The following is a 13,247-nucleotide window of genomic DNA, read 5'->3' as shown; positions in this document are numbered from 1 at the left end:
ACGGCTTGATCCGGATGGCTTGGCATAGCCTCGTGATCATGACCTCAAAGACCGGGGACGTCTGGCTCCCCTTCCCCGCCGACGAGATCGCCGGCCTGCCCGACTCCTTCCGCTACCGCCTCTGGGACGGCGAGGAGGACTTCCCGGCCGACCCGGCCGACTGCGTCTTCTACGTGACCCCGTACATGAAGTCCCCCGAGGTCACCGTGCGCCCGCTGGCTGCCATGCCCGCGCTGGAAGTCGTACAGACCCTGACCGCGGGCATCGACCACGTCATGGGCGGCCTCGGCCACCTGCGCCCCGGCGTCCGGCTCTGCAACGCCGTCGGGGTCCACACCGCCAGCACCGCCGAACTCGCCCTCACCCTGACGCTCGCCTCGCTGCGCGGCATCCCCGGCATGGTCCGCGGCCAGGACCGCGAGGAATGGCGCGGCGGCTTCTACGAGGCCCTCGCCGACAAGTCCGTCCTGATCGTCGGCTACGGATCCATCGGCTCGGCCATCGAGGACCGTCTCGTGCCCTTCGAGTGCGGGCCCGTCACCAGGGTCGCCCGCTCGGCGCGGACCAGCCCGCGCGGCCCCGTGCACGCCCTCGCGGACCTGCCCGGACTCCTGCCCCGGGCGGACGTGGTGATCCTCGTGACGCCGCTGACCGACGCCACCCGGGGTCTGGCCGGGCCTGCGTTCCTGAGCCGCATGAAGGACGGCGCCCTGCTGGTGAACGTCTCGCGCGGTCCCGTCGTCGACACCAAGGCCCTGCTGGCGGAGCTGGAGTCGGGCCGGCTGCGCGCGGCGCTGGACGTCACCGACCCGGAACCGCTGCCGGCCGGCCACCCGCTCTGGCATGCTCCGAATGTCCTGATCACGCCCCATGTCGGCGGCAGCAGCTCGGCGTTCGAGCCGAGGGCCAAGCGCCTGCTCGCGCGCCAGCTCGGCCGGTTCGCCGCCGGAGAGCCCGTGGAACACACGGTGTTGATCACCGAGTGACGCCGGGCCGAACACGCTCCGCGTTCGATCGGATGCGCACGGTGGGCCCAACTCCCGTTGTGGTGACGGAGAGTAGAGAAGCTATGTCGCTGAGTGACGAAAGTGGTGTATCGTCCGGAAGAAGGGGCTGCGCCACGAACGTCTGGCGCTGGGGAGTGATCGGACACTTTGGGGGGCGACGGGCGATGCACGGCCAATGGACGAAGGATCCGACGCGGCAGAGCCGCCGGAGGCGACGCTGTCGAGACTGGGCTGCACCGGAACCAGCCGGCGAGGGGGACCGGTGAGTGCCCCGGGGGCGGCGCTCCTGAACCGGCCGTCCGTCTCGCGCAGCGGCAGTGGTGCCGGCGGTGGCCGGAGCCTGGCGATGCAGCTGCTCCTCGCGGTGGTCAGCGGCGGCTATGCCGTCGGCGCCGCCCTCAACTGGGGCTCGGAGGAACTCGCCGAGATCATGGGCGACTTCGGGCTCAGCGCGGCAGGATTACTCGCCGCGGTCTCCTGCTACACCTACGCCCGCGCGATCGACAGCCGTGAACGCCCCGCATGGCTGCTCTTCGCCTTCTCCTCCCTCATGGGTGCCAGCGGCAACGCGGTCTGGGGCTGGTACGAGGTGGTTCTCGGCCAGGACGTGCCGAAGCCCTCGCTCGCCGACTTCGCCTTCCTCTGCTTCGCTCCGCCCGCCATCGTGGGCCTGCTCGTCCTCGCCAAACGCCCGGTCACCCGGGCCGGTTGGGTGTGCCTCGGGCTCGACTCCTGGCTCATCGGCGGCTCCCTGCTCACGCTGTCCTGGAGCCTGGCCCTCGCCCACGCGGCACGGACCGCCCAGTCCGGCGCCCCCGGCAGCGTCCCGCGCGCGGCGCTCTCGCTCGCGTACCCGCTGCTGGACATCGCGCTGGTGTCGATGGTCCTCGTCCTGCACTTCCGGCGCAGCGAGACCAACCGGTCCGCCGTCAACACCGCCATCGCGGCGCTCGCCCTGACCGTGCTCAGCGACGCCCTCTTCACCTCGCCCCTGCTCAGTGCCGAGTACCAGTCCGGACAGCTCCTCGACGCGGGCTGGTTCGCGGGCTCGCTGCTCCTCGCGTACGCGCCCTGGGGCGCCCGGCGCTCCCACACCGGGCCCGATCCGGCCGCGGCCGCCCGCGCGGACCGGCCGCACAGCCGCCCGATCACCGGCTCGCTGCCCGCACTGACCCCGTACCTCGCGGCGGCCGTGTGCACCCTCGGCATCCTCTACAACGTCGTGGACGGCCGGAAGGTCGACCGGATGGTCGTCTTCACGGGCTGCACCGTCGTGCTGGCCCTCGTCATCCGCCAGGGCATCATGCTCCTCGACAACATCGCGCTGACCCAGGAACTGGCCCAGAAGGAGAACCACTTCCGCTCCCTGGTCCAGGGCTCCAGCGACGTCATCATGATCGCCGCGCCCACCGGCACCCTGCGCTACGTCAGCCCCGCCGCCGCCGGGGTCTACGGCCGGGACGCCGAAGAGCTGGTCGGCACCGAGCTCGCCACCCTGATCCACCCCGACGACCTCGGCCGGGTGGTCCACGAGGTGCGCCGCTTCCTCGCCGCACCGCCGACCGAGGAGCCCACCACCCGCATCGAATGCCGCTTCAAGTCGGGCGGCGGCGAGTGGCTCAACGTGGAATCCACCGTCAACCGCCACCAGGGCGGGCTCATCCTCAACAGCCGGGACGTCACCGAGCGGGTCCGGCTCCAGGCCCAGCTCCAGCACAGCGCCGAGCACGACCCGCTGACCGACCTGCCCAACCGGGCCCTCTTCACCCGGCGCGTGCGCCAGGCCCTGACCGGCCGGCGCGCGGGGGACCACAGCACCGCGGTGCTCTTCATCGACCTCGACGGCTTCAAAGCGGTCAACGACACCATCGGCCACCAGGCCGGCGACGAGCTGCTCGTCGAGGCCGCGCGCAGGCTCCAGGACTCGGTGCGCGCCGGGGACACCGCCGCCCGCCTCGGCGGCGACGAGTTCGCCGCGCTGATCCTCGGCGACGGGAGCCGCGACCGCAGTGCCCGCGAGTACCAGGTCCACGAGATCGCGGACCGGCTGCGCACCACCCTCTCCCAGCCGTACCGGATCGCGGGCAGCGAGGTCAGGGTCGCCGCGAGCATCGGCGTGGCCTTCGCCGACCCCGGAATCACCCCTTCGGACCTGATGCGCAACGCGGATCTCGCGATGTACCGGGCCAAGGCCGGCGGCAAGGACCGCGTGGAGATGTACGCCCCGCAGATGCAGGCCGAGGTCGTCCGCAAGGCCGAGCTGGCGGGGCGGCTGCGCACCGCGCTGCACGAAGGGGAGTTCGCCCTGCTGCACCAGCCCGTGGTCTCGCTGGCCACCGGCGAGGTCGCCGCAGTGGCCGCGCAGGCCCGCTGGCGGTCCGCGCAGGGGATCCTCTTCACCCCGGCGGAGTTCCTCCGGGTCGCCGAGTACAGCGAGGGCGCCTCCGGCTCCGCCGCCGGTCCGGACGCCTCGCGCACGGCCGAGCTGGGGCGCTGGCTGCTGGAACAGGCCGTGGAGCAGGCCGCCGACCGGCACCGGGCCGGGCACGACGTGCCGGTGGCCGTTCGGATGACCGCCCAGCGGCTGCTGGACCGCGCGATGCCGCTGGGCTCCGTCGAGGCCCTGCTGACCAGGCACGGGCTGCCCTCCGGGGCCCTCGTCCTGGAGCTGGCCGTCTCCGATCCCAGAGTGCCCTTCGACGACCTGGAGCGCCGCCTGACGGCTTTGCACCGGCTCGGGGTGGGAATCGCCCTGGACGGCTTCGGGAGCGGCTACGCGGCCATCAGCGCCCTGCGCCGCCTCCCCGTGGACATGCTCAAGCTGGACCGGGGCCTGGTGGAGGGGGTCGTCGAGTCCCCCCGGCTGCACAAGATCACAGCAGGCCTGTTGCGGATCGCAAACGACCTCGGCATGCGGTCGGTGGCCGACGGGGTGGACCTGCCCGAGCAGGTCATGGCCCTGCGCGCCATGGGCTGCACGCACGGCCAGGGGATGGCCTTCTCCGGGCCACTGGACGAATACCGGCTGCGCCGCGCGCTCGTGCGAGGTACGTTCCCAGTACCGGGCGGAGCGGTCCAACCAGCCCTGGCCGGTGGTTCCCCCGGGGGCTCCGTGGTTATCCGTAGAGGCTCACATAATGAGACGGCCGTCCCACCTACTTGACATCCACCTCCCGCCGGAGGGAGGGTCAGTGCCATGCGCACCCGAATTCTCGTACTTGGAAAGCGCGTCGGCTGAAGCCGGGACCAGCATGTCCCCGCTCAACGCACCCGACGCGCTCCCCTCGCTTGCCCACCGGCACGAGGGGTTTTTTGTTGCACTGGCACAGAGCCGAATCCCGTAAAACCCTCAGCTTCGAGAAGAGAATGCCGATGACCGAGCAGGCCACCGGGGCCCACCATCCGCAGCCGCGGCCCCGTTCCGGCGGACACCAGTCCGCCGCAGTTGAGCACGTCACGGGTGCGCAGTCCCTCATCCGCTCTCTCGAAGAGGTGGGGTGCGACACCGTCTTCGGGATCCCGGGCGGCGCCATCCTCCCCGCGTACGACCCGATGATGGACAGCAAGAAGGTCCGTCACATCCTGGTCCGCCACGAGCAGGGCGCCGGTCACGCCGCCACCGGCTACGCGCAGGCCACCGGCAAGGTCGGCGTGTGCATGGCCACCTCCGGCCCGGGCGCCACCAACCTGGTCACCCCGATCGCCGACGCGCACATGGACTCCGTCCCGCTGGTCGCGATCACGGGCCAGGTCTCCTCCAAGGCGATCGGCACCGACGCCTTCCAGGAGGCGGACATCGTCGGCATCACCATGCCGATCACCAAGCACAACTTCCTGGTCACCAAGGCCGAGGACATTCCGCGGACGATCGCGGAGGCGTTCCACATCGCCTCCACCGGCCGCCCCGGCCCGGTCCTGGTCGACATCGCCAAGGACGCCCTCCAGGCGAAGACCACCTTCTCGTGGCCGCCCGCCATGGACCTGCCCGGCTACCGGCCGGTCACCAAGCCGCACGCGAAGCAGATCCGCGAGGCAGCCAAGCTCATCTGCCAGGCCAAGCGCCCGGTCCTGTACGTCGGCGGCGGCGTCATGAAGTCCGGCGCGACCGCCGAGCTGAAGGTCCTGGCCGAGCTGACGGGTGTCCCGGTCTGTACCACCCTGATGGCCCTGGGCTCCTTCCCCGACAGCCACCCGCTGCACGTGGGCATGCCCGGCATGCACGGTTCGGTCACCGGCGTCACCGCCCTGCAGAAGTCCGACCTGCTCATCGCGCTCGGCACCCGCTTCGACGACCGCGTCACCGGCAAGCTGGACAGCTTCGCCCCGTTCGCCAAGATCATCCACGCGGACATCGACCCGGCCGAGATCGGCAAGAACCGCGAGGTCGACGTCCCGATCGTGGGCGACGCCCGCGAGGTCATCGCCGACCTGATCCAGGCCGTCCAGGCCGAGCACACCGACGGCAACGCCGGTGACTACACCGCCTGGTGGAACGACCTCAGCCGCTGGCGCGACACCTACCCGCTGGGCTACGACCTGCCCGAGGACGGCAGCCTGTCCCCGCAGCAGGTGATCGAGCGGATCGGTGCCCTCGCGCCGAAGAGCACGATCTTCGCGGCCGGCGTCGGCCAGCACCAGATGTGGGCCTCGCACTTCGTGAAGTACGAGGAGCCGCGCACCTGGCTGAACTCCGGCGGCGCCGGAACCATGGGCTACGCGGTCCCGGCCGCGATGGGCGCCAAGGTCGGCATGCCCGAGCGCGCGGTCTGGGCGATCGACGGCGACGGCTGCTTCCAGATGACCAATCAGGAACTGGTCACCTGTGCGCTGAACAACATCCCGATCAAGGTCGCGATCATCAACAACGGTGCGCTGGGCATGGTCCGCCAGTGGCAGACCCTGTTCTACAACCAGCGGTACTCCAACACCGTGCTGCACGCGGACGAGACCGGCCACGACACCGTCGGCTCGCAGCTGGGCGAGTCCATCGCCCCCCGCAAGGGCACCCGGGTCCCGGACTTCGTCAAGCTGGCCGAGTCCATGGGCTGCGTGGCGCTCCGCTGTGAGGACCCGGCCGACCTCGACAAGGTCATCGCCGAGGCCAACGCGATCAACGACCGTACCGTCGTGATCGACTTCATCGTCCACGAGGACGCCATGGTGTGGCCGATGGTCGCCGCCGGCACCTCCAACGACGAGGTCATGGCCGCCCGGGGCGTCCGTCCCGACTTCGGCGACAACGAAGACGACTGAGCCGAGAGAGCCGAGAGAGAGAACGCCTCACATGTCCAAGCACACGCTCTCCGTCCTGGTCGAGAACACGCCCGGCATCCTCGCCCGGATCGCCGCGCTGTTCTCCCGCCGCGGGTTCAACATCGACTCCCTCGCGGTCGGTGTCACCGAGCACCCCGACATCTCCCGCATCACCATCGTCGTGAATGTCGAAGACCTCCCGCTGGAGCAGGTGACCAAGCAGCTCAACAAGCTGGTCAACGTGCTCAAGATCGTCGAGCTGGAGTCGCACAACGCCATCGAGCGCGAACTCGTTCTGGTGAAGGTCCGCGCCGACAACGAGACCCGCTCGCAGATCATCGAGATCGTCCAGCTGTTCCGTGCCAAGACGGTCGACGTCTCCCCGGAGGCCGTCACCATCGAGGCCACCGGCGGCGCCGACAAGCTGGGTGCGATGCTCAAGATGCTGGAGCCCTTCGGCATCAAGGAGCTCGTGCAGTCCGGCACGATCGCCATAGGGCGTGGCGGGCGGTCCATCACGGACCGCAGCCTGCGGGCCCTCGACCGCAGCGCCTGACGCGTCGGGCACGCGTCCGGGGTGCGTCCGGCGGAAACGTCGGGCGCACCTGGGACACAACAGACACGCAAGACGCGTCAGACACGCTCACGCTCGCATAGCGAGACCGAAAACTCAGATTCCGTTCCCCGCCGTACGGTGGGTGCAACACCAGCGCACCAAGGAGATATCCCAGTGGCCGAGCTGTTCTACGAGAACGACGCCGACCTGTCCATCATCCAGGGCCGCAAGGTCGCGGTCATCGGTTACGGCAGCCAGGGCCACGCCCACGCGCTGTCGCTCCGTGACTCCGGCGTCGACGTCGTCGTCGGTCTGAAGGAGGGCTCGAAGTCCAAGGCCAAGGCCGAGGAGCAGGGTCTGAAGGTCGTCCCCGTGGCCGAGGCCGCCGCGTGGGCGAACGTCATCATGATCCTGACCCCGGACCCGCTGCAGGCCGAGATCTACGAGGAGTCCATCAAGGACCACCTCGAGGAGGGCGACGCGCTCTTCTTCGGTCACGGCTTCAACGTCCGCTACGGCTTCATCAAGCCCCCGGCCAACGTGGACGTCGCCCTGGTCGCCCCGAAGGGCCCGGGTCACCTGGTCCGCCGCCAGTACGAGGAAGGCCGCGGCGTTCCGTGCATCGCGGCGGTCGAGCAGGACTTCTCCGGCAGCGCCTTCGCGCTCGCGCTCTCGTACGCGGCCGGCATCGGCGGCACCCGCGCCGGCGTCATCAAGACCACCTTCACCGAGGAGACCGAGACCGACCTGTTCGGTGAGCAGGCCGTCCTCTGCGGTGGCGCCTCCGCCCTGGTCAAGGCCGGTTTCGAGACCCTGACCGAGGCCGGCTACCAGCCGGAGATCGCGTACTTCGAGTGCCTGCACGAGCTGAAGCTCATCGTGGACCTCATGTACGAGGGTGGCCTGGAGAAGATGCGCTGGTCGGTCTCCGAGACCGCCGAGTGGGGCGACTACATCACCGGTCCCCGCATCATCACCGACGCCACCAAGGCCGAGATGAAGAAGGTCCTCGCGGAGATCCAGGACGGCAAGTTCGCCAACGACTGGATGGCCGAGTACAAGGCCGGTCTGCCGAAGTACAACGAGTACAAGAAGGCCGACGAGGCGCACCTGCTGGAGACCACCGGCAAGAAGCTGCGCAAGCTCATGAGCTGGGTCGACAGCGACGAGAGCTGATCTCGTGCGCGGCGGGGCCGGGACGCTGTGTCCCGGCCCCGCCGCGCATCACCGGACGGGCCCTGACGGCCCGGGTTGTCCAACACGGCCAACCACGGACGGGTGATCCTTCCGTACAGGCGGAAATCCGGTCCGCCGCCGCCACTACACTGCTCAACACATACGCGTCAGGCCCACAGTGTCGTGCGTCTTCCACGCGGCTACCCCCTCCACCGCCTGCGGCCGTCGGGACGGCCGTCCGCACTGGACTTGTGAGGATGACCCACGTGAGCTCGAAACCTGTCGTACTCATCGCCGAAGAGCTGTCGCCCGCCACGGTGGACGCGCTCGGTCCGGACTTCGAGATCCGGCACGTCAACGGCGCGGACCGCGCCGAGCTGCTGCCCGCGATCGTCGACGTCGACGCGATCCTCGTCCGCTCCGCGACCAAGGTCGACGCCGAGGCCATCGCCGCCGCCAAGAAGCTGCGGGTCGTCGCCCGCGCCGGCGTCGGTCTGGACAACGTGGACGTCTCCGCCGCCACCAAGGCCGGCGTGATGGTCGTCAACGCTCCGACCTCGAACATCGTGACCGCCGCCGAGCTCGCCTGCGGCCTGCTCGTCGCCACCGCCCGCAACATCCCGCAGGCCAACACCGCCCTGAAGAACGGCGAGTGGAAGCGGAACAAGTACACGGGTGTCGAGCTCAGCGAGAAGACCCTCGGCGTCGTCGGCCTCGGCCGCATCGGTGTCCTGGTCGCGCAGCGCATGTCGGCCTTCGGTATGAAGATCGTCGCGTACGACCCCTACGTGCAGCCCGCGCGCGCCGCCCAGATGGGCGTCAAGATGCTGACGCTGGACGAGCTCCTCGAGGTCGCCGACTTCATCACCGTGCACCTGCCCAAGACCCCCGAGACCCTCGGTCTCATCGGGGACGAGGCCCTGCACAAGGTGAAGCCGTCCGTCCGCATCGTCAACGCCGCGCGCGGCGGGATCGTGGACGAGGCCGCGCTGTACACGGCCATCAAGGAGGGCCGCGTCGCCGGCGCCGGTCTCGACGTGTACGCGAAGGAGCCCTGCACGGACTCCCCGCTCTTCGAGCTCGACCAGGTCGTCTGCACCCCGCACCTCGGCGCGTCCACGGACGAGGCCCAGGAGAAGGCCGGTGTCTCGGTCGCCAAGTCGGTGCGCCTCGCGCTCGCCGGCGAGCTCGTGCCGGACGCGGTCAACGTCCAGGGCGGCGTCATCGCCGAGGACGTCCGTCCCGGCCTGCCGCTCGCCGAGAAGCTCGGCCGCATCTTCACCGCCCTCGCGGGCGAGGTCGCGGTCCGCCTCGACGTCGAGGTCTGCGGCGAGATCACCCAGCACGACGTCAAGGTGCTCGAACTCTCCGCGCTCAAGGGTGTCTTCGAGGACGTCGTCGACGAGACGGTCTCCTACGTCAACGCCCCGCTGTTCGCGCAGGAGCGCGGTGTCGAGGTGCGCCTGACCACCAGCTCGGAGTCCCCGGACCACCGCAACGTGGTGACCGTCCGCGGCACCCTGTCGGACGGCCAGGAGGTCTCGGTCTCCGGCACGCTCGCGGGCCCGAAGCACCTTCAGAAGATCGTCGGCGTCGGCGAGTACGACGTGGACCTGGCGCTGGCCGACTTCATGGTCGTGCTGCGCTACACCGACCGCCCGGGCGTGGTCGGCAAGGTCGGGCAGCTGCTCGGCGAGGCCGGCCTGAACATCGCGGGCATGCAGGTCGCCCGCGCCGAGGAGCACGGCGAGGCGCTCGCCATCCTCACCGTCGACGCCGAGGTCCCCGCCAACGTCCTCGCGGACATCGCCACCGAGATCGGCGCCGTCTCGGCGCGCACCGTCAGCCTCGGCTGATCGGCCGACCGGCTGACTCGCAGGAACAGGGGAAGGGCCCGGGGGAGACCCCCGGGCCCTTTCGCGTCGTACGGCTCCCGTGCGCCGATCAGTTGTACGTCGGCTCGTTCACCGGGGCCGCGGGGGTCCCGGCCGGCTCCGCCGCGGCCGGGGCGGGGGCCGTGATCCCCCGCATCAGGGCCGTGGCGAGCAGCGCCGCCCCGAGCAGCAGCGCCGCACCGCCCCAGGCCGCGTACTGCATTCCGTGGACGAAGGCCTCCCGGGCCAGGGCCAGCAGCTGCTCCCCGGCCTCCCCGCCCATCCTGTGGGCGACGGCGGCGGCTCCGCCCAGGGTCTCCCGGACGGCCGGGTCGGCGCCGGCCAGGTCGCTGCGGTAGACCGCGGTGCCCAGCGACCCCAGGACCGCCATGCCCAGGGCGCCGCCGAACTCCTGGCCGGTCTCCAGCAGGGAGGCGGCGGAACCGGCCTTCTCGGCGGGGGCCGAGGCGAGCGCCATGTCGGAGACCAGGGACATCACGGTGACGATGCCGCAGGCGAGCACCCCGGCGCCGGTCAGCAGCAGCCACAGCGAGTCGGTGCCGACCAGGGCCATCAGCGCGAATCCGGCGGCGGCGAGGACGAATCCGCCGGCGATGACGTACGCCCGGTCCACCTTCTGGGCGAGGGCGGCGGAGGCCGGGGCGGCGGCGCCGATGAAGACCGAGGGGGCGAGGCTCCACAGCGCGGCTTCCAGGGTGCCCATGCCGAGCACGGACTGCAGGTACTGGGTGGTGAAGTAGGCCGAGCCCATCATGACGAAGGCGGCGATCGTGTTGAGGCCGACGCCCGCCCCGAAACCGCGGCCCCGGAACAGTGTCCGGCTGACCATCGCGTCGGCACGGGTGCGCTGGCGGCGGACGAAGACGTAGCCGATGGCCAGGCCGGCCAGCAGGCAGCCGAGGTAGAGGGGCTCGAAGCCCTCTGCGGCGATCTCCTTGAGCCCGTAGACGACCGGCAGTACGGCGGCCATGGACAGCGGGACGGACAGCAGGTCGAAGCGGCCGGGGGCCGGGTCCTTGAACTCGGGGACCAGCACGGGGACCAGGACCAGCAGGAGCAGCATCGCGGGCACGTTGACGAGGAAGACGGAGCCCCAGTGGAAGTGGTTCAGCATCACACCGCTGAGGACCGAGCCGAGGGCGATGCCGCCGGTCATGGCGCCGGACCAGATGGCGATGGCCTTGCCGCGCTGCTTGTCGTCCTGGAAGAGGTTGCGGATGAGCGCCAGCGTGGAGGGCATCAGGGTGGCGCCGCCGATGCCGAGCAGCACGCGGGCCGCGATCAGCATCTCCGCGCTGGTGGCGTACGCGGCGCCGATCGAGGCGAGGCCGAAGGCGGCCGCGCCGATCAGCAGCAGCTTGCGGCGGCCGATCCGGTCGCCGAGCGAACCCATGGTGATCAGCAGGCCGGAGAGGGCGAAGGCGTAGCTGTCGAAGATCCAGAGCTGCTGGGTGGCGCTCGGGTCCAGCTGCTCGGTGATGGCGGGGATGGCGAAGTAGAGGACGGAGACGTCCATCGAGACCAGGAGGAGGGGCAGCAGGAGGACCGTGAACGCGGTCCATTCGCGGCGGCCGGCGAGTCGCACGGTGGCGCTGGGGTTCGTCATGAGAAGCAATGTACAGACGTCATAAACGTTTGTCTATGACGTCTGTATAGAACGCCCGTCTTGAACTTCCGTCTATGACGGTCGTCTTGCTACGGTGACGCCATGGGACATCGTGAAGATCTGCTTGAGGGCGCCAAGAAGTGCCTGGTCGAGAAGGGTTTCGTGCGCACCACGGCGCGAGACGTCGTCAAGGCTTCCGGGGCGAACCTGGCCTCCATCGGCTACCACTACGGCTCGAAGGACGCGCTGCTCACCGAGGCCTTCATCGCCCTGATGCAGGAGCTGGGCGCGGTCTTCCAGGAGGGCGTGGAGGGGGAGGGCGGCTCGCTGGAACGGTTCCGCGCGGTCTGGGAGGGCTTCCTCGCCCACCGGGACGAAGCCGGTCCGGTCTGGGCGGCCAGCCTGGAGGTCGCGCTGGCCCGCGACCGGATGCCCGACCTGCGGGCGATGCTCGCGGCCTCCCAGGCCGAGGGGCGGCGCGGTCTGATCGCGATGCTCACCGGGACCCCCGAGGAGGAGATCACCGAACGGGAGGAGCGGACGCTCGGCGGCTTCTACCAGGCACTGCTGAACGGCCTGATGATCCAGTGGCTGTTCGACCCGAAGTCGGCGGCGACGGCGGAGGAGTTCACCGAGGGCATGAGGGCGGCCGCCGCCGCGGCGATGGCGGGCCCGGGGACGAGGGCGGAGCCGGAGCCGGGGCGGGGGGAGCAGCCGGGCCGGGGGGACCAGCCGGACCCGGTCGCGGACCCGGTCGCGGACCCGGAATAAGCGGAGCGGGAACCGCCGCCGGGAGGTCCCCGTCCCACCCCCGGATCGGCCTGCGGGCCCGAGGCGAGGGGGGAGCCGGATGAGAGCGGGAACGCGGGCCGGGACGGCGGCGCTGTGCGGGCTGGTGGCGACGGCGGTGCTGGTGGCCGGATGCGGCACGACGCCGGGGGGACGGGCCGAACGCGCCGCTCCCGTCGACACCCGGCCGCGCATGGAGCGGGTGGCCGCGGCCTGGGAGGGCTCGGCCGCCCTCCGGCAGTGGCGGGAGGGCTTCCATCCGCTGGGCGAACAGGACTGGGCACCGTCGGGCGGATTTCGCTCGGGCGAGGACAAGGCCGCCGCCGTGAACGGGCACTTCGTGCTGCGCACCACCCTGCCCGCCGACCTGCCGCCCGCCACCCCGATCCGCTGGCCCGACGGCGGCGAGCTCGCCCTTCCGCTGCTGGGCGCGCAGGAGGCGTACGGGCAGATCGACCGGGCGAAGGCCCCCGCGGGCGGCGAACGCCCCCTGTCCGTCACGGCCGTCCGCTTCGGCGAGACCACCGTGCCCACCAGCCGCGGCCGGGCCAGGGTGCCCGCGTGGCTGTTCACCGTCGAGGGCTACGACACCCCGCTGGCCCGGATCGCGATCCGGGCGCAGGAACTGCCCGCGCCCCCGATCGAGCCGCTCGGCGCCTTCGCGGACGGCACGGCCCCGCTTTCCGGCCACTCGGCCGGCTCCCCGGAGGCGACCTCCTTCGAGGTGACGGCGGGCCACGGGAGCTGCGACGGAGGGGTCGCCGTCGACGTCCTCGAAGGCGTGGACACCGTGGTCCTCGCCGGACGGATCCTGCCCGGCAAGGAGCTCGGCGCGGGGGAGGCCTGCGACCTCGCGCTGCGGCACCAGAGCGTCCCCGTCACCCTGACCCGGCCGGTGGGCGCGCGGATCGTCATCGACGCCGAGAGCGGCGCACCGCTCGGGCAGGGGCCCCGGCGGGGCTGAA

The 13,247-nt window shown here is 71.0% G+C and carries 9 protein-coding genes; 8 read left to right on the top strand and 1 reads right to left on the bottom strand.

Annotated elements, in window-relative coordinates:
* The first annotated feature begins 38 nt into the window (after nt 1-38).
* From OG625_RS11395 to serA, 6 genes are all read left to right on the top strand, one after another.
* Nucleotides 39-986 (top strand): 2-hydroxyacid dehydrogenase, encoded by a 948-nt coding sequence (locus tag OG625_RS11395; RefSeq protein ID WP_329378946.1) that lies wholly within the window; start codon nt 39-41, stop codon nt 984-986.
* Between the two features lie 283 nt (nt 987-1,269).
* Nucleotides 1,270-4,170 (top strand): putative bifunctional diguanylate cyclase/phosphodiesterase, encoded by a 2,901-nt coding sequence (locus OG625_RS11390; RefSeq protein WP_443067696.1) that lies wholly within the window; start codon nt 1,270-1,272, stop codon nt 4,168-4,170.
* Between the two features lie 203 nt (nt 4,171-4,373).
* The gene (locus tag OG625_RS11385; protein WP_329378944.1) at nt 4,374-6,260 is read left to right on the top strand and encodes an acetolactate synthase large subunit; all 1,887 of its coding nucleotides are present in this window, start codon (nt 4,374-4,376) and stop codon (nt 6,258-6,260) included.
* A gap of 31 nt (nt 6,261-6,291) precedes the next feature.
* Nucleotides 6,292-6,816, top strand: coding sequence for an acetolactate synthase small subunit (gene ilvN, locus OG625_RS11380; RefSeq protein ID WP_329378942.1), 525 nt, complete (start codon nt 6,292-6,294; stop codon nt 6,814-6,816).
* Nucleotides 6,817-6,990: 174 nt separating this feature from the next.
* Nucleotides 6,991-7,992: a ketol-acid reductoisomerase gene (gene ilvC / locus OG625_RS11375; RefSeq protein ID WP_329378940.1), complete on the top strand. Its 1,002-nt coding sequence runs from the start codon at nt 6,991-6,993 to the stop codon at nt 7,990-7,992.
* A 266-nt stretch (nt 7,993-8,258) separates the two neighbouring features.
* Entirely contained in the window at nt 8,259-9,848 is a 1,590-nt protein-coding gene (serA, locus tag OG625_RS11370) for a phosphoglycerate dehydrogenase (RefSeq protein WP_329378938.1), read from the top strand.
* A gap of 88 nt (nt 9,849-9,936) precedes the next feature.
* Here the strand turns inward: serA and OG625_RS11365 are convergent, their stop codons facing one another.
* Nucleotides 9,937-11,493: an MFS transporter gene (locus OG625_RS11365; protein ID WP_329378936.1), complete on the bottom strand. Its 1,557-nt coding sequence runs from the start codon at nt 11,491-11,493 to the stop codon at nt 9,937-9,939.
* A 102-nt stretch (nt 11,494-11,595) separates the two neighbouring features.
* Here OG625_RS11365 and OG625_RS11360 point away from each other — a divergent pair, with 102 nt between their 5' ends.
* Both OG625_RS11360 and OG625_RS11355 read left to right on the top strand, forming a co-directional pair.
* Nucleotides 11,596-12,264, top strand: a complete 669-nt coding sequence (locus OG625_RS11360) for a TetR/AcrR family transcriptional regulator (RefSeq protein WP_329378934.1) — start codon at nt 11,596-11,598, stop codon at nt 12,262-12,264.
* A gap of 79 nt (nt 12,265-12,343) precedes the next feature.
* Nucleotides 12,344-13,246 (top strand): hypothetical protein, encoded by a 903-nt coding sequence (locus OG625_RS11355; RefSeq protein WP_329378932.1) that lies wholly within the window; start codon nt 12,344-12,346, stop codon nt 13,244-13,246.
* Nucleotide 13,247 lies beyond the last annotated feature (1 nt).

The organism is Streptomyces sp. NBC_01351, from assembly GCF_036237315.1.
Taxonomy (GTDB): Bacteria; Actinomycetota; Actinomycetes; order Streptomycetales; family Streptomycetaceae; genus Streptomyces.
The sequence above is the reverse complement of the archived record's forward strand: the minus strand, read 5'-3'. Positions and strand labels throughout refer to the sequence as shown.